Below are 24,081 nucleotides of genomic sequence, written 5' to 3'. Positions count from 1 at the left end.
TCACCTCTTGAACCGGCTCGCTCCGGGGTCCGTGGGAAGAGGTGTCGCAGACCGCGCCACTCGGCGCCCGACAGGTCTAAACCAATTGGCCGTCGGACCTTGTCAGCGCACCCCCGGGTCTGATGAGCTGTGGCCTGGGACACAACGGACACCCCTGGGAAAGGCAGATGCCGTGAGCAATGAAAGCCTGGCCAACCTTCTGAAGGAGGAGCGTCGCTTCACTCCCCCCGCCGACCTGGCCGCGAACGCCAACGTCACGGCGGAGGCATATGAACAGGCCAAGGCTGACAGGCTCGGCTTCTGGGCCGAGCAGGCCCGCCGGCTGAGCTGGGCCACGGAGCCCACCGAGACCCTGGACTGGTCGAACCCGCCGTTCGCCAAGTGGTTCCAGGACGGCGAGCTCAACGTCGCCTACAACTGCGTGGACCGCCATGTCGAGGCCGGGCACGGCGACCGGGTCGCCATCCACTTCGAGGGCGAGCCGGGCGACAGCCGCGCCCTCACCTACGCCCAGCTCAAGGACGAGGTCTCCAAGGCCGCCAACGCCCTGCTGGAGCTGGGGGTCCGCAAGGGCGACCGGGTCGCCGTCTACATGCCGATGATCCCCGAGACGGCCGTCGCCATGCTGGCCTGCGCCCGCATCGGCGCCGCGCACTCCGTCGTCTTCGGCGGTTTCTCGGCGGACGCGCTGGCCACCCGCATCAAGGACGCCGACGCCAAGGTCGTCATCACGGCCGACGGCGGCTACCGGCGCGGCAAGCCCTCCGCGCTCAAGCCGGCCGTGGACGAGGCCGTCAGCCGGGTGGAGAACGTCGAGCACGTCCTCGTCGTCCGCCGCACCGGCCAGGACATCGCCTGGACCGAGGGCCGCGACCTGTGGTGGCACGACCTGGTGGAGCGGCAGAGCGCCGACCACACCCCCGAGGCCTTCGGGGCCGAGCACCCGCTGTTCATCCTCTACACCTCGGGTACCACGGGTAAGCCCAAGGGCATCCTGCACACCTCCGGCGGCTACCTGACCCAGACGGCGTACATGCACTGGGCCGTCTTCGACCTCAAGCCCGAGACCGACGTGTACTGGTGCACGGCGGACGTCGGCTGGGTCACCGGCCACTCGTACATCGTCTACGGCCCGCTCGCCAACGGCGCCACCCAGGTCATGTACGAGGGCACCCCGGACACCCCGCACCAGGGCCGCTTCTGGGAGATCGTGCAGAAGTACGGCGTGACGATCCTCTACACGGCGCCCACCGCGATCCGGACGTTCATGAAGTGGGGCGACGACATCCCCGCGAAGTTCGACCTGTCCTCGCTGCGGGTGCTGGGCTCCGTCGGTGAGCCGATCAACCCCGAGGCGTGGATCTGGTACCGCAAGAACATCGGCGCGGACCGCACCCCGGTCGTGGACACCTGGTGGCAGACCGAGACCGGCGGCATCATGATCTCCCCGCTGCCGGGCGTGACCGACGCCAAGCCCGGCTCCGCCCAGACGCCGCTGCCCGGAATCGCCGCGACCGTCGTCGACGACGAGGCGAACGAGGTGGCCAACGGGGGCGGCGGCTACCTGGTCCTCACCGAGCCGTGGCCGTCGATGCTGCGCACCATCTGGGGCGACGACCAGCGGTTCATCGACACGTACTGGTCGCGTTTCGAGGGCAAGTACTTCGCGGGTGACGGCGCCAAGAAGGACGACGACGGCGACATCTGGCTGCTCGGCCGCGTCGACGACGTGATGCTGGTGTCCGGCCACAACATCTCCACCACGGAGGTCGAGTCCGCACTCGTCTCCCACCCGTCGGTCGCCGAGGCGGCCGTGGTCGGCGCGGCGGACGAGACGACCGGCCAGGCCATCGTCGCTTTCGTCATCCTGCGCGGTACGGCGGCGGAGAGCGAGGACCTGGTCGGCGAACTGCGCAGCCATGTGGGCGCCACGCTCGGCCCGATCGCCAAGCCCCAGCGGGTCCTCCCGGTGGCCGAGCTGCCGAAGACCCGCTCGGGCAAGATCATGCGCCGCCTGCTGCGCGACGTCGCGGAGAACCGCCAGCTGGGAGACGTCACCACGCTGACGGACTCCACGGTCATGGATCTCATCCAGGCCAAGCTGCCCGCGGCGCCCAGCGAGGACTGAGCGGGCGGCGGACGATCATGACCGGGGGCGCCCCGCGCAGTCATGCGCGGGGCGCCCCGGGGTACCCGCAGGATGCTCCTGGTGCGTCCCATGAGCACGTTAGATAAACTAAGCAAAAAGCTGTCTCATGGGGCGCCGGGAAGTCTGGTCGGCACGCGATTCGTGCTGCCCACCGAACTGAGGACTTCCCCGTGACCGCGCCCCGCACCCCCACACCCCGCAAGGCCTTCGGACGTCTCTCCCTGCCCGAGCGGTCCTTCGTGGCGGACGCGCTGCGCACCGAGACCGTCGGTGGCGTACTCCTGCTCCTGGCCGCCGTCGCCGCGTTGATCTGGGCGAACGTTCCCGCGCTGCACGACAGCTACGAGAGCGTCAGCGACTTCCACTTCGGCCCCGGGGCGATCGGGCTGAACCTGTCCGTGGCGCACTGGGCCGCCGACGGACTGCTCGCCATCTTCTTCTTCGTCGCGGGCGTCGAGCTCAAGCGCGAACTCGTCGCCGGCGATCTGCGCGACCCCAAGGCCGCCGCGCTCCCGGTCGTCGCCGCCCTGTGCGGCATGGCCGCACCGGCGCTGGTCTACGTGTTCACCAGCACCGCGGGCGGTGGCTCCCTGGCCGGCTGGGCCGTACCCACCGCCACCGACATCGCCTTCGCGCTCGCCGTCCTCGCCGTCATCGGCACCTCCCTGCCGAGCGCGCTGCGTGCCTTCCTGCTCACCCTCGCCGTCGTCGACGACCTGTTCGCGATCCTGATCATCGCGGTCTTCTTCACCGACGACCTGAACTTCGTGGCGCTCGGCGGTGCCGTCGCGGGCCTGGCCGTCTTCTGGGTCCTGCTGCGCAAGGGCGTACGCGGCTGGTACGTGTACGTGCCACTCGCACTGGTGGTGTGGGCCCTGATGTACAACAGCGGCATCCACGCCACCATCGCCGGCGTCGCCATGGGGCTGATGCTGCGCTGCCACCGCCACGAGGGTGAGGAGCACTCCCCCGGCGAGCACATCGAGCACCTCGTCCGGCCGCTCTCGGCGGGCCTCGCGGTCCCGCTGTTCGCCCTGTTCAGTGCGGGAGTGGCGGTTTCCGGCGACGCGCTCGCGAAGGTGTTCACCCAGCCCGAGACGCTCGGCGTCGTCCTCGGGCTCGTCGTCGGCAAGACGCTCGGCATCTTCGGCGGCACCTGGCTGACGGCCCGGTTCACCAGGGCCTCGCTCAGCGACGAACTCGCCTGGGCGGACGTGTTCGCGGTGGCGACCCTCGCCGGGATCGGCTTCACCGTCTCGCTGCTCATCGGGGAGCTCGCCTTCGAGGACGACGCGGCGATGACGGACAGCGTCAAGGCGGCCGTCCTGGCCGGCTCGCTGATCGCCACCGCCCTCGCGACGGTCCTGCTGAAGATACGGAACTCCAAGTACCGCAAGCTGATCGAGGAGGAGGAGCGCGACGAGGACCTCAGCGGGGTACCGGACGTCTACGAACAGGACGACCCCGCGTACCACCTGCGCATGGCGGAGATCCACGAACGCAAGGCCGCCGAGCACCGGCGACTCGCCCGGGAGAAGGCCGCCGAGCGGGACGCGCTTGCCGAAGTGACCGACGGGGCAAGCGAGGACCACGAGGGTCCGGCATGATCTGACGAGACGGTACAAAAGACGGAACCGTCCGCGCAGGCACGAGGACCGTACGCAGAGCGTACGCAGGAGAGGGAGACCGCGATGAGCGCACCCGACGGCAGCCCGGTCGGCGCCGAACGCAGCATCGGCCAGCTGTTCGCCTCGGCGACGGCTGACATGTCGGCGCTGGTGCACGACGAGATCGCGCTGGCGAAGGCGCAGCTCAAGCAGGACGTCAAGCGGGGCGCCACCAGCGGCGGCGCCTTCACGGCGGCAGGAGTGCTGCTGCTGTTCTCCCTGCCGATGCTGAACTTCGCCCTCGCCTACGCCATCCGCACCTGGAGCGAGTGGAACCTCGCGGTCTGCTTCCTGCTGTCCTTCGCGGCGAACGTGCTGATCGCCGGGGTCCTCGCGCTCATCGGCGTCACCTTCGCCAAGAAGGCCAAGAAGGGCCGCGGCGCCCAGAAGGTCGCCGCCTCCATGAAGGAGACGGCGGGCGTGCTGCAGAAGGCCAAGCCGCACCCGCGTCCCGCCCTGCCGGAGGACCGGGCCCCCCAGGCCATCGAGGCTGTGGCACGCTCGTCCTCATGACGGACCCCGCCACCCCTTCGGCGCAACCCGCTTCGGCCGTACGCCTGGACATCCCCGGCGGCTCGGGGCTCATCCACCGCGACGTCGCCGCCAACGGCGCCCGCTTCCACATCGCGGAGCTGGGCGACGGCCCCCTGGTGCTGTTGCTGCACGGCTTCCCGCAGTTCTGGTGGACCTGGCGGCACCAGCTGACGGCGCTCGCCGACGCGGGCTTCCGGGCCGTCGCCATGGACCTGCGGGGCGTCGGCGGCAGCGACCGTACGCCGCGCGGTTACGACCCGGCCAACCTGGCGCTGGACATCACCGGGGTGATCCGCTCCCTCGGTGAGCCGGACGCCGCCCTGGTCGGACACGACCTGGGCGGATACCTGGCCTGGACGGCGGCGGCGATGCGCCCCAAGCTCGTACGGCGGCTCGCGGTGGCGTCCATGCCGCATCCGCGGCGCTGGCGGTCGGCGCTGCTCTCGGACGCCAGGCAGTCGGCCGCGCTGTCCCACATCTGGGGGTTCCAGCGGCCCTGGATCCCGGAGCGGCAGCTGACCGCGGAGGACGGGGCGCTGGTGGGGAAGCTCATCCAGGACTGGTCCGGGCCGCACCTGCCGGACGACGAGGCGCTGGAGAACTACCGGCGGGCCATGTGCATCCCGTCCACGGCGCACTGCTCGATCGAACCGTACCGGTGGATGGTGCGCTCCCTGGCCCGTCCGGACGGCATCCAGTACAACCGCAGGATGAAGCGGCCGGTGCGGGTGCCGACGCTGCACCTGCACGGCTCGCTGGACCCCGTGGTGCGCACGCGGAGCGCCGCCGGCTCCGGGCAGTACGTCGAAGCGCCCTACCGCTGGCGGCTGTTCGACGGGCTGGGCCACTTCCCGCACGAGGAGGACCCGGTCAGTTTCTCGACGGAACTGATCAACTGGCTGAAGGATCCCGAGCCGGATCGGTGACCGTTCCGACGCGGTCGGTGCCGCTCCCGGCGCCGACCCCCTGAACACTTGTCCTACGAATGCCAATTGCCCGGCGCATAGGCCAATTGGGGTCCGACGGCGAGGTTATCGACCATGGGCCGGGGGCAGACGTCGGGGTATGGGCTGGACGCACGACTACAGTGACGCAAGCCGCAATCGCCGTTCGGCGAGCGGTGTGGGTTCCCACCAGCGAGGCGGTGCACCTCAGATGGCAGCAACGGACCTCAGGGTGGGAATCCCGCGCATCCTCCGCCGCCGGGCCCGCTGGGTCTCGGTCCGGCTGCGCCACCCGCGCGGCTGACACCCGCGCGGAGGGCGCGCTGACGGTCCGCAGGGCTGACGTCCCGCACGGCTGACGGCTCGTAGAGCTGCCGCACGCACAGCCTCGTGGCTCCTAGAGCGCGCAACTGTCGCTGTCCACCTGCTGGTTGGCGCTGCGGCCCTTGGCGATGTCCTCCCGGATCTCGTCAACGGTGAGCGCGTAGCCCGTCTCGGCGTCGTCGAGGGACTTCGCGAACACCACGCCGTGGACCTCGCCGTCGGGGGTCAGCAGCGGTCCGCCGGAGTTGCCCTGACGGACCGTCGCGAACAGGGAGTACACGTCGCGGCGGACCGTGCCGCGGTGGTAGATGTCGGGGCCGTTCGCCGTGATGCGCCCGCGCAGGCGCGCGGCACGGACGTCGTACGCCCCGTTCTCCGGGAAGCCGGCGACGATGGCGTCGTCGCCGCTGCTCGCGTCCTCGGTGGTGAACCGCAGCGCGGGCGCCTTCAGATCGGGTACGTCGAGGACGGCGATGTCGCGCTTCCAGTCGTAGAGGACGACCGTGGCGTCGTACTTGCGGCCCTCGCCGCCTATCTGCACGGTCGGCTCGTCGACGCCGCCCACGACGTGCGCGTTGGTCATGATGCGGCGCTCGGCGAAGACGAAGCCTGTGCCCTCCAGGACCTTCCCGCAACTCGGGGCGGTGCCCGTCACCTTGACGATGGAGCGCTGCGCGCGGAGCGCCACGGGGCTGCCCGCCAGGGCCGGGTCCGGGGGCCGGACGTCGGTGATCGGCTCGTTGGCGAAGGGGCTGAAGACCTGCGGGAAGCCGTTCTGCGCGAGGACGGAGGAGAAGTCGGCGAACCAGGTGTCGGCCTGGTCCGGCAGCGCCCGTGAGACCCCGAGGAGCACCTGGGAGCCGCGCACTTCCTTGCCGAGTGTCGGCAGCGTCGTACCGGCGAGGGCGGAGCCGATCAGCCAGGCGACGAGGAGCATCGCGACAACGTTGACCAGGGCCCCGCCGGTGGCGTCCAGCGCGCGGGCCGGGGACCAGGTGATGTGGCGGCGCAGTTTGTTGCCGAGATGCGTGGTCAGCGCCTGGCCGACGGAGGCGCAGACGATGACCACGACCACCGCGACGACGGCGGCCGCGGTGCTGACCTCGGAATGGTCCGTCAGCACGTCCCAGACGACCGGCAGCGCGTAGACGGCGGCGAGACCGCCGCCAAGGAAGCCGATCACCGACAGGATGCCGACGACGAAGCCCTGGCGGTAGCCGACGACCGCGAACCACACGGCGGCGAGGAGCAACAGGATGTCCAGCACGTTCACCGCTTCAAGCCTCGCCTCGTCGTACCCAGCACGGTGCCCACCCTGTCATGACCGCCAGTCAAGGGGCACCTGCTTGTCCCTGTCCCAGGGGCGTTCCCACCCGGCGAAATGCAGCAACCGGTCGATGACGCCCGCCGTGAAACCCCAGACGAGGGCCGACTCGACGAGGAACGCGGGGCCTTGGTGACCACTGGGGTGAACCGTCGTCGCGCGGTTGTCGGGATGCGTGAGGTCCGCCACGGGGACGGTGAACACCCGCGCGGTCTCGTTCGGGTCGACGACCCCCACCGGGCTGGGTGACCGCCACCAGCCGAGCACGGGCGTGACGACGAAGTGACTGACCGGGATGTAGAGCTTCGGCAGGACACCGAAGAGCTGGACGCCGGACGGGTCGAGGCCCGTCTCCTCCTCGGCCTCGCGCAGAGCGGCGCGCAGCGGCCCATCACCCTGTGGGTCACCGTCCTCCGGGTCGAGGGCGCCGCCGGGGAAGGACGGCTGCCCGGCGTGCGAGCGCAGCGAACTGGCCCGCTCCATGAGCAGCAGCTCAGGCCCGCGCTCGCCGTCACCGAAGAGGATGAGGACGGCGGACTGGCGCCCCTTGCCGTTCTCCGGGGGCAGGAAGCGGCTGAGCTGTCTCGGCGCGACCGTCTCCGCCGCCCGGGCCACCGGGTCGAGCCAGGAGGGCAGCCCCTCCCGGCTGAGCGTCACCGGGCCGCCCCGGGCACCGCTCGTGCGCGTCATCGCCACCCCCGTCGTCCGGCCGCGTCCCACGGGTCCAACGCCCGGCGTCCCCGGGATCGTTCCGCGGACCGCCGTGGCGTGTGTCGCTCCGTCATCCGGCCCCCAGCGGCGGGGCGGCCCTGCCACCGGCGTCCAGGTAGGCCTGCGGCGGGTTCAGACGCTGGCCCGGGAGGCCGCCCTTCTCGTACTTCAGCAGCTTCCGCGCCTTCTCGGGGTCCGTCTCGCCCTCTCCGTACGCAGGGCAGAGCGGCGCGATGGGGCAGGCACCGCAGGCGGGCCTGCGGGCGTGGCAGATGCGTCGGCCGTGCCAGATCACGTGGTGGGACAGGTCGGTCCAGTCACTCTTGGGGAAGAGCGCGCCGACGGCCGCCTCGATCTTGTCGGGGTCGGTCTCCCCGGTCCACTGCCAGCGGCGCACGAGGCGCTGGAAGTGCGTGTCCACCGTGATGCCGGGGCGCCCGAAGGCGTTGCCGAGCACGACGAAGGCGGTCTTGCGGCCCACACCGGGCAGCTTGACGAGGTCCTCGAGCCGTCCGGGCACCTCGCCCCCGAAGTCCTCCGCTAGGGCCTTGGACAGCCCTATCACCGACTTGGTCTTGGCCCGGAAGAAGCCGGTGGGGCGCAGGATCTCCTCCACCTCCTCGGGGTTGGCCGCGGCCAGGTCCTCGGGAGTGGGGTACTTCGCGAAGAGCGCGGGGGTCGTCTGGTTGACGCGCAGGTCGGTGGTCTGGGCCGACAGCACGGTGGCGACGACGAGCTGGAAGGGGTTCTCGAAGTCCAGCTCCGGGTGGGCGTACGGGTACACCTCGGCGAGCTCGCGGTTGATGCGGCGGGCCCGCCGGACCAGGGCGGTGCGCGACTCGTTCCTCGCGGGCCTGACGACGGTCTTCGCCGGGGCGGCGTGGACGGCTGCGGTCGCCTTCTTCGGAGCGACGAGCTGCTTCTTCGGGGCCGGGGCCTTCTTGACGGGAGCGGTGGCCTTCTTCGCGGTGCCGGTCTTCTTGGCCGCGGCTTTCTTGGCGGTGCCGGTCTTCTCGGCGGTGCCGGTCCTCTTGGCCGGAGCCGCGTTACCCGAGGCCCCGCTGGCCGAAGCCGTCTTGCTCGCGGCCGTCCTGCCCGTCGCCACGGCCTCGTCCGAGGCCTCCGCCTTCCCGGCGGCAGCCCGCTTTCCCGGCACGCTCTTCTCCCCGACCTGCCCCACCGCACCGCTCACGCGAGCCGCCGGCTTCTCGTCCGACCTCTTCGACGCCGACGACCTCTTTGCCGCATTCGCCGTTTCCTTACCGCCATCGGAGCCCTGTTCGCCCACAGCGGAATCGCTACGTTCAACCACCCGCGCAGCCCCCTCGGCCTGTGCTCTCACCGGCGATTTGGACACCCGGCCAGCCTACGACCCGGCACCGACATCCGCCCCGGCCCCTGGAGACCGGCGTCCAATTGGACCCCTGCCGCTTACCCCGACCGGCCCGTACGGCATCCTTGTGACAGATCACACTGTTTGGACCACCCGGCAAAAGGGGCACCACGGTCCCCTGGTACGTGGGGAGCAAGATCCCCTGAGCAGGTCGACAAGGAGAGAACTCGTGGACGACGTTCTGCGGCGGAACCCGCTCTTCGCGGCGCTCGATGACGAGCAGGCCGCGGAGCTTCGCGCCTCCATGAGTGAGGTGACCCTGGCACGGGGCGACTCCCTGTTCCACGAGGGTGACCCCGGCGACCGCCTGTACGTGGTCACGGAGGGCAAGGTCAAGCTGCACCGCACGTCCCCCGACGGCCGCGAGAACATGCTCGCCGTGGTCGGCCCGGGCGAGCTGATCGGGGAGCTGTCGCTCTTCGACCCCGGCCCGCGCACCGCGACGGCCACGGCACTGACCGAGGTCAAGCTGCTCGGTCTCGGCCACGGCGACCTGACGCCCTGGCTGAGCGCCCGCCCGGAGGTCGCCACCGCGCTGCTGCGCGCCGTCGCGCGCCGGCTGCGCAAGACCAACGACGCGATGTCGGACCTGGTCTTCTCGGACGTCCCGGGCCGTGTCGCCCGCGCCCTGCTGGACCTCTCCCGCCGTTTCGGCGTGCAGTCCGAGGAGGGCATCCACGTCGTGCACGACCTCACGCAGGAGGAGCTGGCCCAGCTCGTCGGTGCCTCGCGTGAGACGGTCAACAAGGCCCTGGCGGACTTCGCCCAGCGCGGCTGGCTCCGCCTGGAGGCCCGCGCGGTGATCCTCCTGGACGTCGAGCGCCTCGCGAAGCGTTCCCGCTGACACCCGGCGGACGCCGTACGACGGAGCCCCGCTTCCCTCGCCGGAAGCGGGGCTCCGTCGTGTGCTCGCACGGCCGGCCGTGCTAGATGATGCCGTGCTCCCGCAGGTACTCCAGCTGGGCGCGCACCGACAGCTCCGCGGCCGGCCACAGGGAGCGGTCGACGTCGGCGTAGACGTGGGCGACGACCTCGGACGGGGTGCGGTGGCCGTCCTCGACGGCCGTCTCGATCTGGGCGAGACGGTGGGCGCGGTGGGCGAGGTAGTACTCCACGGCGCCCTGCGCGTCGTCCAGGACGGGCCCGTGGCCGGGCAGGACCGTGTGGACGCCGTCGTCGACGGTGAGCGACCTGAGCCGGCGCAGCGTGTCCAGGTAGTCGCCCAGGCGGCCGTCGGGGTGGGCCACGACGGTCGTCCCGCGGCCCAGGACGGTGTCGCCCGTGAGGACCGCCCGGTCCGCCGGGAGGTGGAAGCACAGCGAGTCGGCGGTGTGGCCGGGGGTCGGTACGACTCTCAGCTCCAGGCCGCCCACGGTGACGACGTTCCCGGCGGCCAGCCCCTCGTCCCCGAGCCGCAGCGCCGGATCCAGCGCCCGCACCTTCGTGCCGGTCAGCTCGGCGAACCGGCCGGCGCCCTCGGCGTGGTCGGGGTGACCGTGCGTCAGCAGGGTGAGGGCGACGCGCTTGCCGGCCTGTTCCGCCGTGCCGACGACATGCCGCAGGTGCCCCTCGTCCAGCGGACCCGGGTCGACCACGACCGCCAGGTCGGAGTCCGGTTCCGACAGGATCCAGGTGTTGGTGCCGTCCAGTGTCATCGCCGAGGGGTTGGGCGCGAGGACGTTGACGGCGCGTGGGGTGGCCGGGCCGGACAGGACACCGCCCCGTGGCCGGCCGGGCAGGCTGCCGGTGTCCGTCATGCGGGGGCTCCGCCCGTCGGTATGCGCTTGGTGAATTCATCGTGTCCCGGCCAGGAGAGCACGACCTCGCCCTCCACCAGGCGCGCGGTGGCCAGCACCGGCGTGAGGTCCCGCGCGTCAGCGGCGTCGAGCGCCTCCGCTGCCGTGGCGTACGCCGTGAGCTGGCGCAGGGTGGCGATGGTCGGGGGCATCATCAGCAGCTCGCCCCGGTCGTACCCGGCGGCCGCGCCGCGCGGGGTGATCCACACCGTGCGGTCGGCCTCCGTGGAGGCGTTGCGGGTGCGCTGGCCCTCGGGGAGCCGGGCGACGAAGAACCAGGTGTCGTAGCGGCGGGACTCGAACTCGGGGGTGATCCAGCGGGTCCAGGCGCCGAGCAGGTCCGAGCGCAGGACCAGCCCGCGGCGGTCGAGGAACTCGGCGAAGGACGTCTCCCGCGCGACGAGCGCGGCACGGTCCGCCTCCCAGTCGTCGCCGGTGGTGTCGCCGGTCACGGTGTCGGGGGTGGGCCCGGCGAGCAGCACCCCGGCCTCCTCGTACGTCTCCCGTACGGCCGCGCAGACGATCGCCTGCGCTCCCGTCTCGTCGACGCCGAGCCGCTCGGCCCACCACGCGCGCGTGGGGCCCGCCCAGCGGACGTGCCGGTCGTCGTCGCGGGGGTCCACGCCGCCGCCGGGGTAGGCGTAGGCGCCGCCCGCGAACGCCATGGACGTACGGCGGCGCAGCATGTGCACGGCGGGTCCGTCGCCGGTGTCCTTGAGCAGCATGACGGTGGCCGCGCGCTTCGGCGTGACCGGTGTGAGGCCGCCGTCCGCGAGCGCCCGGATCCGCTCCGGCCATTCCGGCGGGTACCACTGACCGTCTGCCTGCGCGTTCGCCATGGCCGGAGGCTATCCCGTGACGCCCGGATGTTCGAGTGCCCAGGGGGCCGGCGGGGCTTCCGTACGGGCGCGGAGGCGGGCGGCGAAGCGCCCGGGGCCGGCCGCACCCGTACCGGTACGGCCGGGAGGACGGCTGCCCCCGTGGGGCCCGCGGACCGGGCGCGTACGCGCGACGGGCCCGTGACCGCACGGCCGCACGGCCGCACGACCGCCGAGGGCTACGCCTCCGTGAGCTCCACCTGGACCTCGACCTCCACCGGGGCGTCCAGCGGCAGGACCGCGACGCCCACCGCGCTGCGGGCGTGGACGCCCTTGTCGCCGAGGACCTCGCCCAGCAGCTCGCTCGCCCCGTTGAGCACGCCGGGCTGGCCCGTGAAGTCCGCCGCCGAGGCGACGAAGCCCACGACCTTCACCACGCGTGCCACCCGGTCCAGGTCCCCGGCGACGGACTTCACCGCGGCGAGGGCGTTCAGCGCGCAGGTGCGCGCCAGCTCCTTCGCCTCCTCAGGGGTGACCTCCGCGCCGACCTTGCCGGTCATCGGGAGCTTGCCGTCCACCATGGGCAGCTGACCGGAGGTGTACACGTACCGCCCCGACCGCACGGCCGGCTGGTACGCGGCCAGCGGCGGAACGACCTCGGGCAGGCTCAGGCCCAGCTCGGCCAGCTTCGCCTCGACGGCGCTCATGCCTGCTTCTCGCGCTTCAGGTAGGCCACCAGCTGCTCGGGGTTGTTCGGCCCGGGCACGACCTGGACGAGCTCCCAGCCGTCCTCGCCCCAGGTGTCCAGAATCTGCTTCGTCGCGTGGACGAGCAGCGGCACAGTCGCGTATTCCCACTTGGTCATGCGGCCGACTCTAGCCGCTGCCGCGGCCGGTCCCGGCGGCCCCACCCGCCCGTGTGCCCGCCCGCCGCACGGGACGCGACCGGCCGGAACCGCCACCCGGAGCCGCCGCGGCGGGCGGCGAGCATTTAGGCTCGAAGACGTGAGCAGGCTCCAGGTGGTCAGTGGCAAGGGCGGAACCGGCAAGACCACGGTGGCCGCGGCCCTCGCGCTGGCCCTGGCCACGCAAGGGAAGCGGACGCTTCTCGTCGAGGTCGAGGGCCGGCAGGGCATCGCACAGCTCTTCGAGACGGAGGCGCTGCCGTACGAGGAACGGAAGATCGCCGTCGCTCCGGGAGGCGGCGAGGTGTACGCCCTCGCCATCGATCCCGAACTGGCCCTTCTGGACTACCTCCAGATGTTCTACAAACTGGGCAGCGCCGGCCGGGCCCTCAGAAAGATCGGCGCGATCGACTTCGCCACCACCATCGCCCCCGGCGTCCGGGACGTCCTGCTGACCGGCAAGGCGTGCGAGGCGGTACGGCGCAAGGACAGAAGCGGCCGGTTCGTCTACGACTACGTCGTGATGGACGCCCCGCCGACCGGCCGCATCACCCGCTTCCTCAACGTCAACGACGAGGTCGCGGGGCTCGCCAAGATCGGCCCGATACACCATCAGGCGCAGGCGGTCATGCGGGTGCTCAAATCGCCGGAGACCGCCGTGCACCTGGTGACGCTCCTGGAGGAAATGCCGGTCCAGGAGACCGTGGACGGCATCGCGGAGCTGCGCGCGGCGCGGCTGCCGGTGGGCAGGGTCATCGTGAACATGGTGCGGCCGCAGGTGCTGGACCCGTCCGCCCTGGACCTCGTGGCGGCGGTCCCCCGTTCCTCCGTGGCGCGGGCGCTGTCGTCCGCCGGCCTCGGCGGCGCGCGGCGCGGCGGACACGCCGAGCGGCTGGTGGAGCCGCTGCTCGCGCAGGCGGAGGAGTACGCCGAGCGGTACGCGCTGGAGACGGAACAGCGCGCCGTGCTGGCGGACCTGGACGTGCCGTTGCACGAACTCCCGTTGCTCGCGGAGGGCATGGACCTGGCCGGCCTGTACGCGCTCGCCAGGGAGCTGCGCGAGCAGGACGTGTCATGACCGCCCGCGCCCGTACGTCGTCCCGGCCGCCCCTCGGCGGCCGTCACCTCCGTCACCGCAACGGCCGTACCGGGCCCGTCACGGGCCGGAAGCACCGGAAGCAGGGGATGTCATGAGCCGTCGTCCGGAACCGGCGCAGACCCACGACCCGGCCCGTCACCACCTCGCCCCCACCCGCACGCTCGCCGTGGATCCGCTGATCGAGGACCCGCGGACCCGGATCGTGGTGTGCTGCGGCTCGGGCGGCGTGGGCAAGACCACCACCGCGGCGGCGCTGGGCCTGCGCGCGGCGGAGCGGGGGCGCAAGGTGGTGGTCCTCACCATCGACCCGGCCCGCCGGCTCGCCCAGTCCATGGGGATCGACTCGCTCGACAACACCCCGCGCCGGGTGAAGGGCGTCGACGACTCCGCGGGCGGCGAACTGCACGCGATGATGCTCGACATGAAGCGCACCTTCGACGAGATCGTCGAGGCGCACGCGGACCCCGAGCGGGCCGCCGCCATTCTCGGCAACCCCTTCTACCAGTCGCTCTCGGCGGGCTTCGCGGGCACGCAGGAGTACATGGCGATGGAGAAGCTGGGCCAGCTGCGGTCCCGGGACGAGTGGGACCTCATCGTGGTGGACACCCCGCCCTCCCGTTCCGCGCTGGACTTCCTGGACGCGCCCAAGCGGCTCGGCTCCTTCCTCGACGGCAAGCTCATCCGCGTGCTGCTGGCCCCGGCGAAGGCCGGCGGCCGTGCGGGCATGAAGTTCCTCAACGTCGGCATGTCGATGATGACCGGCGTGCTGGGCAAGGTGCTCGGCGGTCAGCTGCTGAAGGACGTGCAGACGTTCGTGGCCGCGATGGACTCGATGTTCGGCGGGTTCCGCACGCGCGCGGACGCCACGTACAAGCTGCTCCAGGCGCCCGGCACGGCGTTCCTGGTGGTGGCGGCCCCGGAGCGGGACGCGCTGCGCGAGGCCGCGTACTTCGTGGAGCGGCTGGCCGCGGAGGACATGCCGCTGGCCGGTCTGGTGCTCAACCGCGTCCATGGCAGCGGCGCCGACCGGCTGTCGGCCGAGCGGGCGCTCGCCGCCGCGGAAAATCTTGAGGACCCCCGCATTGTGGATCAGGAGGACGGGAAGGCTGGACTTCGTAACTCTCCCGACACGTACGGCAGTTCAGAACCGCCCGCTTCATCCGCGACGGCCGGGACACCGGCACAGGAGGCCGGGACACCGGCCCAGGACGTCCCCGGTCCAGGCTCCCCCGCCACCGCGGACGGCACGGAGGCGGCCGACGACCCGGAGCGGTCCGTGGACCGTCTCACCGCGGGCCTGCTGAGGCTGCACGCCGAGCGGATGCAATTGCTCGCACGCGAGCAGCGCACCCGTGACCGCTTCACCGCGCTCCATCCCGAGGTGGCGGTGACCGAGGTGGCCGCGCTGCCCGGTGATGTGCACGACCTCACAGGGCTGCGGGACATCGGCGACCGGCTCGCGGCCGGCCGGCCGGAGCTGCCCGAGACGTCCTGACTCACCTGTAGGGCGACACCGCGGGCCGGACGGGACCAAGGCCGCCCGAGGCCCTCAGCACCCTCAGCTCACCGCGGCGTAGTCCTCGTACACCGCGTCGTCGTCGAGCGGTACGACACCCGTCCCCCGCTCGTACTCCGAGCGCGCGGTCTCCAGCAGCCTGCGCCAGGAGGTCACGGTCGGCCGCCGGCGCAGCAGCGCGCGGCGCTCACGTTCCGTCATGCCTCCCCACACGCCGAACTCGACGCGGTTGTCGAGCGCGTCCGCCAGGCACTCCGTGCGCACCGGACACCCGGTGCACACCGCCTTGGCCCTGTTCTGCGCTGCTCCCTGAACGAACAGTTCATCCGGATCGGTAGTGCGGCAGGCAGCCTGCGCACTCCAGTCGGTAACCCAGCCCATACCGGCGCCGTCCTCTCCCGAATCGAGGCTCCCCCACGGCGGCAGCGGCATATTCACCGCCGCCAGTTGAGGACGTTACGGAAGGTGGGCACGGCGCAACACCCCCAGCGGGCCCAATCTTGAATGGTCCGAACGGACTATGGGTAAGCGGCAGATCACCCGGGGGAGTGAGGGGGCGACATACGCGACCAAGCAGGCATATGGGGTCAGTTCCGTTGTGTCACAACGGGCACCGTGTGACACACGAGGCGGATCCGGACACGCACTCAACGCCCCTCGACAGAACTCATATGAAGAAAGTCGAAGAGATCCGGAACGATTCGGGGTCGCCGGACGTATTGATACGTGGCCTCACTGCTGTGACAGTCGAGTGCAGCTTAGGCCAAGGCATATACGCTTGTCCGGCGAATGAGAACGTAGGCTGCTCCCATGCCAAAGAAGCGCTCGGGTGGTGGCCTGTCTCCCACGCAGCAGGCCGCCAAGTTCCTCGGTGTCAGTGTCCTCGCGGGAGCCGTCATGGCCGGCATCGCGCTGCCCGCCGTGGGCGCGCTGGGCCTGGCGGCCAAGGGATCCGTCGAGAGCTTCGACGAGCTCCCGGCGAACCTCAAGACCCCGCCGCTGAGCCAGCGCACCACCATCCTCGACGCGGGCGGCGGCCAGCTCGCCACCGTCTACTCGCGCGACCGCACGGTGGTCGACCTCAAGGACATCTCGCCGTACCTGCAGAAGGCGATCGTCGCGATCGAGGACTCGCGCTTCTACGAGCACGGCGCGGTCGACCTGAAGGGCGTCCTGCGCGCCCTCAACAAGAACGCGCGCAGCGGTGAGGTCTCCGAGGGCGCCTCCACGCTCACGCAGCAGTACGTGAAGAACGTCTTCGTCGAGGAGGCGGGCGACGACCCGACGAAGGTCGCGCAGGCCACCCAGCAGACGATCGGCCGCAAGATCCGCGAACTGAAGTACGCGATCCAGGTCGAGGAGGAGCTGGGCAAGAAGAAGATCCTCGAGAACTACCTCAACATCACCTTCTTCGGCCAGCAGGCCTACGGCGTCGAGGCCGCAGCCCAGCGCTACTTCTCCAAGCACGCCAAGGACCTCAACCTCCAGGAGTCCGCCCTCCTCGCCGGCATCGTCCAGTCGCCGAGCCGCTACGATCCCGTCAACGACGAGGCCGAGGCGAAGAAGCGGCGCAACGTCGTCCTCCAGCGGATGGCCGAGGTCGGCGACGTCTCCCCGGAGGAGGCCGCCCGGGCCGCGAGGTCCCCGCTCGGCCTGAACATCAGCAAGCCGAAGAACGGCTGCATCACGGCGGTCAACGACGCGAGCTTCTTCTGCGACTACGTGCGCGAGGTGTTCCTGAACGACCCGGTCTTCGGCAAGACCCGGGAGGCCCGGGCCAGGGTCTGGAACCAGGGCGGTCTGACGATCCGCACCACACTCACCCGGCAGGCGCAGGCGTCGGTCAACGACTCTCTCGACGACCATGTCGCCAAGGGCGACCCGGTCGCCGCGGCGGTCACCCTGGTGGAGCCCGGCACGGGCAAGATCCTCGGTATGGGTCAGTCGAAGCCGTTCGGCTACGGCAAGAACGAGACCGAGATCAACTATTCGGTCGACCATGACATGGGCGGATCCAACTACGGCTTCCCGACCGGCTCCACCTTCAAGCCCTTCGTCGCGGCGGCCGCGCTCGAGGAGGGGCGGCCGGTCACCCAGGAGTACTCGTCGCCGTACGAGATGCCCTACCCCGAGCCGGTACAGACGTGCAGCGGGAAACCCTGGATGAACGGAGGCAACGAGACCGTCCCCAACGAGAGCGAGTCGGAGGTCGGCCCGTACCGGCTGAAGGAGGCGATGGCCCTCTCGGTCAACACCTACTTCGTGCAGATGGTCGCCGACATCGGCCTGTGCCCGGTGGTGAAGATGACCGACGGGCTGCACGTCGTGCAGGGCAACGGCGACAAGCTCCCCGAGGTGCCCGCCGTCTCCCTCGGTTCCAAGGGCATCTCCCCGCTGACCATGGCGAGCGCCTACGCCGCCTTCGCCTCCCGCGGCATGTACTGCACACCGGTCGCCATCGAGTCGATCACCCAGAAGATCGGTGACCGGGAGAAGTCGCTGGAGGTGCCGAAGTCCACGTGCTCGCGCGCGATGAGCGAGAAGACCGCCGACTCGGTGAACACCCTGCTGCAGGGTGTGGTCGACTCCGGTACGGGTCAGCAGGCCGGTCTCACGGACCGCGCCAACGCCGGTAAGACCGGTACCACCGACGAGCGCAAGAACGCCTGGTTCGTGGGTTACACGCCGAACCTGTCGGGCGCGGTCTGGGTCGGCAGCGCCACCCAGCAGGTCAAGATGGTGAACATCACCATCGGCGGTGTCCCCCACGCCAAGGTCTACGGTGGCTCCGTGCCGGGCCCCATCTGGCGCGACGCCATGACCGGCGCGCTGTCGGGCAAGGAGGCCCCGTCCTTCAACCTCGTCGACATCCCCGAACCCGAACCCGAGCGCGGCCGCGGCGACGGCCGTGACGACGACGGCGACGACGGCGGTCTCATCGGCGGCCTGATCGGCGGCAACGGCAACGGCGGGAACGGCGGTGGCGGCACCGAGCCGGACCCGACCTTCTCCATCCCGGAGGGCTTCATCCAGGGCCCGGGCAACGGCCCCGGCGGCCGCGACTGACCGGCCGGCCCCCGCCCGGCGAACGCCCGCGCAACGAAAGGTCCTTCCCCCGGGATCCGGGGGAAGGACCTTTCCCATGTCTGTGAGCGGTATTTATTGCCGCCCGACCGCGAACGTAAACATGATCGGCGTAATGACGCCAACGCAATGAAAGGTGACTTTCCCCGACCCCGGCCATGGCATAGTCACGTGCGGCCCGCTCATCCGGGCGCCCTTTTTCACGTGCTGCAGCCCATGGAGGAGAAATGACATTCCGGTCACGGATCGGCGTGACGTTCAGCGCCCTGCTCAGTGCGCTCGCCCTGGCCCTCATGATCCCCAACTCCGCTTCGGCCGGTGCGCTCGCCTGCGACAACTTCGGCTGCGACGGTCATGACCCGAACATCCAGAGCTGGGAGAGCGGACCGGTCTCCCCGTACGGCCCCTACAACCTCGGCAACTCCTTCTTGTACGAGTTGCGCTGGGGGAAGACCGACGGCGACCAGTACAGCTGGGCTCGGCTGCACTACATCAGCGGCTCCAACGAGCAGGACTGGAGCGTGTACGTCCAGCGGTGCACCAAGGACCAGTCCACCTGCTACTGGCGGCTCGGCCTGAAGAAGGGCGGCGCCTCGGGCTGGACCGCCAAGATCCCGGGCGGGACGAACTACTACTGGACCCGCACCCCGATGTACTACAACCCCTCGACGCACATGATGCGGGCCTGCGTGGAAGACCCCTCGGGCGACCAGAGCTGCACGCCCTGGTACTGAGCCGGCCCGGAGCCGTCACCACGCCGGCTCCTCGGCTTCGGGCGGGACGGCGCGACAGCGCCGTCCCGCCCCGCCCTTTTTATTCCACCTTATTCAACTTTCCCGTACACCCGAGCCCCAATTAAACTGCTGAAGAAATAGAGGCCACACACCGCATCGGGGATATCTTGACCACCGGACCGGACCCTCTCACCGACCTTTCTCCTGTCGACGCCGATGACCGAAAAATCTTGCAACTCTTGTATGCCGGTCTCGGTGACGCGTCGATCGCCCGGCAACTCGACGTGGGGCATCGCACCGTGCAGCGCAGAATTCAGCGGCTCATGGACCACTTGGGGGCCAACGGGCGGGTGGCTCTCGGGGCGCGGGCCCAGGAGCTGGGTCTGCTGCGCTCAGGAGGAGGCTCGGGCGGAAGAAGAGCCGTGGTCACCGACGACGCCAACGTTGTCGGTGACCACGGGGCCGGTAGAAGGTTCTCTCAGCGGTAGCGGGCGGCCTTGCGGCGCCGGGCCGGTGCCGTCACGTCGGGGACCACGCCGGCCCCCGCCCCCGGCCTCTCACCCCAGCCCCGGATCCTGGCCGCGACCCGTGCCAGGCGCGCGTCCCCCGGCGGCGCGTCGAGGTAGAACAGTCCCTCGTAGGGGCGGCGGTCGTCGCCGCCCCAGCGGACGACACCCTCGGTGTCGGCGAGGACGTCGCGGATGACCAGCCGCTGCGCCTCGGTGAAGCCGTCCGGTACACCCGGCGGGTAGGAGCCCGGCCGGATGACGACGGCGGTGCCGGACGCCTGGTTCGACTCGGGGCGCCGGCTGTCCCTCACCGCCGATGGCGCGACCCAGCCCTCCAGGGGGGCCGGTTCCCCGTCGACGCCTAAGGCGTCCACCTCGTAGTGGAAGCGGCGGACGACATGGGTCAGGACCGTTTCCGTGTCGCCCGAGCGCAGCCGGACGGTCAGACCGGTGCCTGCCACGGACGTGGTGACGATGTCGCCGTCGGCGTCGGCGGCCTTCTGCATGTCCCATCCGTTGACCGACTGACGGCCGGTGCGCAGACGGCGATGACGGGCCTCGGCGCGGCGCAGCGCCTCCTTCAGCTCGTCGTTCCTGAGGGGCTTCGGTGCGGCGGCGGCAGCAGGGGTCGCGAGGAGGCCGGCGGTGGTGAGGCCCGCGGCGGCGGTGACACCGGCGGCGGCCATGAGGGTGACTCTGCGGGTGATGCCGGAGTTGATCAACGACTCAGCCTTTCTTCCGTGTCGGGGTGTGCTGCTTGTGGTGCAGGAGCCCGGAGGCAGCGGCGGCGACGAGCGCGAGCAGCAGCAGGACGGTGAGGGTCGGGTTGATGTAGCCGGGAACGACGACGGAATAGTCACGGCCGTCCGAGGCCTCGCAGACCAGCCGCAGTGGGAGGAAATCCCCCCTGCGGCCGACGAGGGCCGGTGTTCCTGGAGGGCGCTCCCGCTCGCACACGTGTGCCTGTTCCTGGTCGCCCAGGAACAGGAGATGGAGCAGCCCCCACAGGTAGAGGGCGAGCCCGGCGGCCACGGCCGCCAGGGAGACGTCCCGCCACACGGTGGCCGCGGTGCTCCGCCGGCGGGCTTGCCGTGTCAGCCGGGAGCACAGATACGCCGTGAGACCGACCAGGACCGCCGTTCCCGTGAGCAGGACGGTGAACAGCGCGGTGACGTCATGCCCTTGCCAGGGATCGGATGCCGTGACCACAGCCCTCAGACTCCGCGGATGGCGAGGTTGTACTTCTCGAAGATGGCGTAGAGCGGCATGCGCTCCCTCGCATGGGCCTCGGCCTCATCGCCGAAACCCTGGTATCGGCGCAGGACCTCGTAGATCTCCGTCTCGGTGTAGTCGAGGGCAGGACGGCGGATCGGGGTCTCCTCGTGGTCCCCGGGCTTACCGTCGGCCCCCCAGATGTGCATGTGCGGCACGGTGCTCAGGCTGAAGACGTTGTCCTGGTTGATCTTCTGCCACATGGCCCAGCGGTCGTCGTCGTCGGCCGAGTCGAGGACGGTGCCCTCCAGCAGCCCGGAGCGGATCGAGTTGTTGCGCGCCAGGATGCAGGTGCGGCCCGAGATCTTGGGGATGCCGGTACTGCTGTCGACCAACCGCTCGACCTTGGGCAGGTCCTTGGCCCAGTCCGGGATGACGCCGGTGTGGTACAGCACGACACCGGCGTCCTCGGTGTAGTCCTTGAGGCTGTAGTGGGCGAACTCCCAGAAGGCCGAGGTCTGGACGAGCGCCTTGCGCATGCGGTACCTGCGGGCCCCCGACGTGATCGCGGCGTCGTGCTGGATGATCGCCCCGAGGCACTCCTCCAGGGTGTAGATGCGCTCGCCACCCGGCTTGCCGATCGACGCCATGTAGTCCTGGATCTCCTGGAGCAGGGAGGACCACAGATCGATGTCGAAGCCGATGTCCAGCTTCTGGGAGGGCGTGGGGTAGAAGTCCCCCTGCCCCGTGTCCCGGCCGGAGGCGATGTTGTTGTCGATCTCGATCTGCCCGTCACCGGAGCCGACCGTCTTGGTGACGATCTGGTCGAAGGCCCAGTTCTCGGGCATCGCGTAGCCGAGGTTGCCGGAGAATCCGGACGACATGTCCGACACGAAGCTGGCGTCCGCGTAACCCGCCTCGGAAATGCGGGAGCAGGCGTTGCGCGGACCGTAGACACCGATCTTGAACGGACTGCCCAGCTGGTTCATCTCCTCCCTGACCTTCTGGAAGTACGGCAGGATGAACGACGTGACCTCCTCGTCCACCGCGTCGTAGTCGACGGCGAAGTAGATGCGTGTGCCCGGCTTGAACCCGTGCTCCTCCGCCTTGTACGACGCGGTCCTGCAGTCCGTGACGCCCTGCTCGGGGCTGTAGTAGTCGACCGAGCGCGCCCATGTCTGATAGATGGGGAAGCAGCGCAGCCCGTACTCCTTGAGGGTCGCGAGCTCGCCCGGCTGGATCTCCTTCTCGGGCAGTGACGTGGTGGAGGGGTTGTAGAGGTACCGCCCGATGTACTTGTAGCCGGCGGCCTTCAGGGCCTGCGCCCGGGCGGCGGTGACCTTGGTGACACCGTCGCACGCCTCGCCCGGACGGCTCTGGTCGCCGTACGAGACGAGCAGGGAGGCCCAGGTCTCGAAATTCCCCTGGCCGGTCACGGCGAGCCTCATGAACGACTGGTACGTCCTGACGCTGTCGGCCAGTGAGGACGTGAACGAACTCGAGAAGGCCACCGGGCGCTTGTTGAGGACCATGGCTCCGGTGAAGAGCTGCACCCATACCCCGGACGAGCCGGTGGACACCGTGTGGTTGCGCAGGCCGGACTGGGTGCCGGGGCCGAAGACCCCGTTCGCCACGCCGTCGGCCATGCCCAGCTCGTACTGGATCGCGAAGAGCATCGACTTGGCGACGTCGCGGGAGTGGTGGCCGTCGCAGGGGATGATGTAGAAGTCCTTGCGCAGGACGTAACGGCCGTTGAGCCACTGCTGGATGGAACGGATGGTCTCCGAGCCGTTGTTGACGGTGACGTAGGCGTCCATGTTCAGCAGGCCCTTGACCACCTTCGGCCACAGGGAGCTGCCTGGATAGGTGCCGCTGACGCCCATGTTCGCGTTCAGCCGTGCCACCGCGGCCTTGACGCGGTCGTTGTAGGTCCCGTCGATCTCGCCCCCGTCGTAGCCCTTGCAGTAGAGCGCCGACTGGATGATGCGGCAGAAGTTCGCCGACGGGATGGTCGTCTCGTCGAGTTTGCCGTACTTCTCCTGGAGGGCGGCGAGCGTGGCGGGGCCGAAGCTGTTCGAGAGGGAGGAGAGGCCCATTTCGTACTGCAGCGCGCGCGTTAGCGCGTACATGACAGTCCACCCGGTGCGGCCGTTCTCCTCCAGCTTGGAAATGCCGAGGGTGGCACCGTCCCCGTAGGTGGTGTTGATGAATCTCTGGGCGCGAAGCACCATCTCGTCAGCCATTGAGTTCCTTCCGTGAGCAGAAGAGTCGAGGCGGAAGAGGACACCGGCACACACAGCGTCCGCACCAGGAGCAGGGCACACGGAAACATCCCGGCGCCGTCACGGCGGACGGCCCGTGCGACCCCGGAGAATGAAAGACACGGAGCCGGGCGTCGATGCCCGGCGGCGGACTAGGTCCGAGGAGACCGCAACGAGTGAAGCACCCGGCCTGAGGGCACACCGGGACCGTCCCCGAGCACACGTCGCCGTCGTCCCGCACTGGTCCACATACGCGGCATCCCCCCAGTGGAACGGTCGGTTCCCACCCCGTACGAGCGGCCCCGAAGGCCTCTCGTGATCACTCAAAACTTAGATCATCCGAGCGGACACGAGAAGGATCCCGGCACAACCGGGACACAAAGGGCTGGATGTCGGCGGTGATCGGCATGATGCGTACGCCCACAACGGACGAAGACGCACACACACCCCGCCGTGCGGCCACGTCGAGCACCCGTTTTCGGGCTTCTGGCTGGGGAGTGGTTTCCGCGGACCTGCCTGCGTCCGGGGCAGGGTGCGCCCACCCGCACCGGCTGACGGCGCGGGTTCAACGGCACCCGACGGGCCCCGAGGAAGGGCATTCGCGGGAGCGACCCCGCCGTCGGCTTCTGCTCAGCCGGCCAGGAGCTTCTTCACCGCGGCGGCCACCCGGCCGCCCTCCGCCTGCCCGGCCACCTTCGGGTTCACGATCTTCATCACGGCCCCCATGGCCCGCGGCCCTTCCGCACCCGCCGCCTTCGCCTCCTCCACGGCCTGGGAGACGATCGCGTTCAGCTCCTCGTCGGACAGCTGCTTCGGGAGGTACGCGGCCAGCACCTCACCCTCCGCCTTCTCCCGCTCGGACTGCTCCGGGCGCCCGCCCTGCGCGAAGGCGTCCGCCGCCTCGCGGCGCTTCTTCGCCTCGCGGGTGATCACCTTCTGCACCTCGTCGTCGGAGAGCTCGCGCTTCTCCTTCCCCGCGACCTCCTCCTTGGTGATCGCGGCGAGCGTCAGCCGGAGCGTCGAGGAGCGGAGCTCGTCGCGCTCCTTGATCGCGGCGTTGAGGTCGTCCTGCAGCTTCGACTTGAGCGTGGTCATGGCTCGA

Annotated in this window: 23 protein-coding genes; 11 read left to right on the top strand and 12 right to left on the bottom strand. The window is 70.3% G+C overall.

Annotated features, from left to right (window positions below; translation table 11 throughout):
* Positions 1-172: 172 nt before the first annotated feature.
* From acs to BU52_RS36320, 5 genes are all read left to right on the top strand, one after another.
* Positions 173-2,128: an acetate--CoA ligase gene (gene acs / locus BU52_RS14715; RefSeq protein ID WP_037933711.1), complete on the top strand. Its 1,956-nt coding sequence runs from the start codon at positions 173-175 to the stop codon at positions 2,126-2,128.
* A gap of 191 nt (positions 2,129-2,319) precedes the next feature.
* Positions 2,320-3,756: a Na+/H+ antiporter NhaA gene (nhaA, locus tag BU52_RS14710; RefSeq protein ID WP_037933710.1), complete on the top strand. Its 1,437-nt coding sequence runs from the start codon at positions 2,320-2,322 to the stop codon at positions 3,754-3,756.
* 84 nt (positions 3,757-3,840) lie between these two features.
* Positions 3,841-4,329 (top strand): phage holin family protein, encoded by a 489-nt coding sequence (locus BU52_RS14705; RefSeq protein ID WP_037933707.1) that lies wholly within the window; start codon positions 3,841-3,843, stop codon positions 4,327-4,329.
* On the top strand, positions 4,326-5,276 hold the full coding sequence (locus BU52_RS14700; protein WP_037933705.1) for an alpha/beta fold hydrolase: 951 nt from the start codon (positions 4,326-4,328) through the stop codon (positions 5,274-5,276). Before BU52_RS14705 ends, BU52_RS14700 begins: the two co-directional genes overlap by 4 nt.
* Positions 5,277-5,415: 139 nt before the next feature.
* Positions 5,416-5,598, top strand: coding sequence for a hypothetical protein (locus tag BU52_RS36320; protein WP_078492825.1), 183 nt, complete (start codon positions 5,416-5,418; stop codon positions 5,596-5,598).
* 93 nt (positions 5,599-5,691) lie between these two features.
* Here BU52_RS36320 and BU52_RS14695 read toward each other — a convergent pair whose 3' ends face one another.
* The 3 genes from BU52_RS14695 to nth all read right to left on the bottom strand — a co-directional run bounded on the left by BU52_RS14695 (position 5,692) and on the right by nth (position 8,845).
* Positions 5,692-6,891 carry a MarP family serine protease gene (locus tag BU52_RS14695; RefSeq protein WP_037933703.1) on the bottom strand — a complete coding sequence of 400 codons (1,200 nt, stop codon included), beginning with the start codon at positions 6,889-6,891 and terminating at the stop codon, positions 5,692-5,694.
* A 45-nt stretch (positions 6,892-6,936) separates the two neighbouring features.
* On the bottom strand, positions 6,937-7,632 hold the full coding sequence (locus tag BU52_RS14690) for an NUDIX hydrolase (RefSeq protein WP_037933701.1): 696 nt from the start codon (positions 7,630-7,632) through the stop codon (positions 6,937-6,939).
* 91 nt (positions 7,633-7,723) lie between these two features.
* Positions 7,724-8,845: an endonuclease III gene (gene nth, locus BU52_RS14685; protein ID WP_235216337.1), complete on the bottom strand. Its 1,122-nt coding sequence runs from the start codon at positions 8,843-8,845 to the stop codon at positions 7,724-7,726.
* A gap of 370 nt (positions 8,846-9,215) precedes the next feature.
* Between nth and BU52_RS14680 the strand changes: the two genes are divergently transcribed.
* A complete protein-coding gene (locus tag BU52_RS14680) occupies positions 9,216-9,890 on the top strand; it encodes a Crp/Fnr family transcriptional regulator (protein WP_006132548.1) in 675 nt (224 codons plus the stop codon).
* Between the two features lie 82 nt (positions 9,891-9,972).
* On the opposite strand, the gene BU52_RS14675 is transcribed toward BU52_RS14680, so the two are convergent.
* The 4 genes from BU52_RS14675 to BU52_RS34775 all read right to left on the bottom strand — a co-directional run bounded on the left by BU52_RS14675 (position 9,973) and on the right by BU52_RS34775 (position 12,525).
* Positions 9,973-10,803, bottom strand: coding sequence for an MBL fold metallo-hydrolase (locus tag BU52_RS14675; RefSeq protein ID WP_037933699.1), 831 nt, complete (start codon positions 10,801-10,803; stop codon positions 9,973-9,975).
* Complete coding sequence (locus tag BU52_RS14670; protein WP_037933697.1) at positions 10,800-11,681, bottom strand: NUDIX hydrolase; 882 nt, start codon at positions 11,679-11,681, stop codon at positions 10,800-10,802. Before BU52_RS14670 ends, BU52_RS14675 begins: the two co-directional genes overlap by 4 nt.
* Before the next feature lie 218 nt (positions 11,682-11,899).
* Positions 11,900-12,367 carry a RidA family protein gene (locus BU52_RS14665; protein ID WP_037933695.1) on the bottom strand — a complete coding sequence of 156 codons (468 nt, stop codon included), beginning with the start codon at positions 12,365-12,367 and terminating at the stop codon, positions 11,900-11,902.
* A complete protein-coding gene (locus BU52_RS34775; protein ID WP_003975360.1) occupies positions 12,364-12,525 on the bottom strand; it encodes a DUF4177 domain-containing protein in 162 nt (53 codons plus the stop codon). The genes BU52_RS14665 and BU52_RS34775 overlap by 4 nt, the downstream gene beginning before the upstream one ends.
* 139 nt (positions 12,526-12,664) lie before the next feature.
* On the opposite strand from BU52_RS34775, the gene BU52_RS14660 reads away from it, so the two are divergent.
* Both BU52_RS14660 and BU52_RS14655 read left to right on the top strand, forming a co-directional pair.
* Positions 12,665-13,642: an ArsA family ATPase gene (locus tag BU52_RS14660; protein ID WP_037933694.1), complete on the top strand. Its 978-nt coding sequence runs from the start codon at positions 12,665-12,667 to the stop codon at positions 13,640-13,642.
* 112 nt (positions 13,643-13,754) lie between these two features.
* Positions 13,755-15,158: an ArsA family ATPase gene (locus BU52_RS14655; RefSeq protein ID WP_037933692.1), complete on the top strand. Its 1,404-nt coding sequence runs from the start codon at positions 13,755-13,757 to the stop codon at positions 15,156-15,158.
* Between the two features lie 63 nt (positions 15,159-15,221).
* On the opposite strand, the gene wblA is transcribed toward BU52_RS14655, so the two are convergent.
* The gene (gene wblA, locus BU52_RS14650; protein ID WP_037933691.1) at positions 15,222-15,560 is read right to left on the bottom strand and encodes a transcriptional regulator WblA; all 339 of its coding nucleotides are present in this window, start codon (positions 15,558-15,560) and stop codon (positions 15,222-15,224) included.
* Between the two features lie 429 nt (positions 15,561-15,989).
* Here wblA and BU52_RS14645 point away from each other — a divergent pair, with 429 nt between their 5' ends.
* The 3 genes from BU52_RS14645 (at position 15,990) to BU52_RS33570 (ending at position 19,485) form a co-directional block, all read left to right on the top strand.
* A complete protein-coding gene (locus tag BU52_RS14645; RefSeq protein ID WP_037933689.1) occupies positions 15,990-18,245 on the top strand; it encodes a transglycosylase domain-containing protein in 2,256 nt (751 codons plus the stop codon).
* Positions 18,246-18,490: 245 nt separating this feature from the next.
* On the top strand, positions 18,491-18,997 hold the full coding sequence (locus BU52_RS14640; RefSeq protein ID WP_037933687.1) for a hypothetical protein: 507 nt from the start codon (positions 18,491-18,493) through the stop codon (positions 18,995-18,997).
* 167 nt (positions 18,998-19,164) lie between these two features.
* Positions 19,165-19,485 carry a LuxR C-terminal-related transcriptional regulator gene (locus BU52_RS33570; RefSeq protein ID WP_327149604.1) on the top strand — a complete coding sequence of 107 codons (321 nt, stop codon included), beginning with the start codon at positions 19,165-19,167 and terminating at the stop codon, positions 19,483-19,485.
* Here BU52_RS33570 and BU52_RS14635 read toward each other — a convergent pair.
* The 4 genes from BU52_RS14635 to BU52_RS14620 all read right to left on the bottom strand — a co-directional run bounded on the left by BU52_RS14635 (position 19,476) and on the right by BU52_RS14620 (position 24,074).
* On the bottom strand, positions 19,476-20,228 hold the full coding sequence (locus BU52_RS14635) for a hypothetical protein (protein WP_037933686.1): 753 nt from the start codon (positions 20,226-20,228) through the stop codon (positions 19,476-19,478). The genes BU52_RS33570 and BU52_RS14635 overlap by 10 nt on opposite strands.
* 4 nt (positions 20,229-20,232) lie before the next feature.
* Entirely contained in the window at positions 20,233-20,715 is a 483-nt protein-coding gene (locus BU52_RS14630; RefSeq protein ID WP_037933683.1) for a hypothetical protein, read from the bottom strand.
* A 5-nt stretch (positions 20,716-20,720) separates the two neighbouring features.
* Entirely contained in the window at positions 20,721-22,961 is a 2,241-nt protein-coding gene (locus BU52_RS14625; protein WP_037933680.1) for a glycoside hydrolase domain-containing protein, read from the bottom strand.
* A gap of 648 nt (positions 22,962-23,609) precedes the next feature.
* Positions 23,610-24,074 carry a GatB/YqeY domain-containing protein gene (locus BU52_RS14620; RefSeq protein WP_037933678.1) on the bottom strand — a complete coding sequence of 155 codons (465 nt, stop codon included), beginning with the start codon at positions 24,072-24,074 and terminating at the stop codon, positions 23,610-23,612.
* Positions 24,075-24,081 lie beyond the last annotated feature (7 nt).

Origin of the sequence: Streptomyces toyocaensis (assembly GCF_000725125.1) — a bacterium.
GTDB classification, from domain to species: Bacteria; Actinomycetota; Actinomycetes; order Streptomycetales; family Streptomycetaceae; genus Streptomyces; species Streptomyces toyocaensis.
The sequence above is the reverse complement of the archived record's forward strand: the minus strand, read 5'-3'. Positions and strand labels throughout refer to the sequence as shown.

Coding starts and splice junctions, on each gene's coding strand:
- BU52_RS14645 (WP_037933689.1), top strand. CDS start 15,990: ATGCCAAAGAAGCGCTCGGGTGGTGGCCTGTCTCCCACGCAGCAGGCC.
- BU52_RS14620 (WP_037933678.1), bottom strand. CDS start 24,074: ATGACCACGCTCAAGTCGAAGCTGCAGGACGACCTCAACGCCGCGATC.
- BU52_RS34775 (WP_003975360.1), bottom strand. CDS start 12,525: ATGACCAAGTGGGAATACGCGACTGTGCCGCTGCTCGTCCACGCGACG.
- BU52_RS14640 (WP_037933687.1), top strand. CDS start 18,491: ATGACATTCCGGTCACGGATCGGCGTGACGTTCAGCGCCCTGCTCAGT.
- BU52_RS14705 (WP_037933707.1), top strand. CDS start 3,841: ATGAGCGCACCCGACGGCAGCCCGGTCGGCGCCGAACGCAGCATCGGC.
- BU52_RS14670 (WP_037933697.1), bottom strand. CDS start 11,681: ATGGCGAACGCGCAGGCAGACGGTCAGTGGTACCCGCCGGAATGGCCG.
- BU52_RS14690 (WP_037933701.1), bottom strand. CDS start 7,632: ATGACGCGCACGAGCGGTGCCCGGGGCGGCCCGGTGACGCTCAGCCGG.
- BU52_RS14625 (WP_037933680.1), bottom strand. CDS start 22,961: ATGGCTGACGAGATGGTGCTTCGCGCCCAGAGATTCATCAACACCACC.
- BU52_RS14700 (WP_037933705.1), top strand. CDS start 4,326: ATGACGGACCCCGCCACCCCTTCGGCGCAACCCGCTTCGGCCGTACGC.
- BU52_RS14665 (WP_037933695.1), bottom strand. CDS start 12,367: ATGAGCGCCGTCGAGGCGAAGCTGGCCGAGCTGGGCCTGAGCCTGCCC.
- BU52_RS14675 (WP_037933699.1), bottom strand. CDS start 10,803: ATGACGGACACCGGCAGCCTGCCCGGCCGGCCACGGGGCGGTGTCCTG.
- wblA (WP_037933691.1), bottom strand. CDS start 15,560: ATGGGCTGGGTTACCGACTGGAGTGCGCAGGCTGCCTGCCGCACTACC.
- BU52_RS14655 (WP_037933692.1), top strand. CDS start 13,755: ATGAGCCGTCGTCCGGAACCGGCGCAGACCCACGACCCGGCCCGTCAC.
- BU52_RS36320 (WP_078492825.1), top strand. CDS start 5,416: ATGGGCTGGACGCACGACTACAGTGACGCAAGCCGCAATCGCCGTTCG.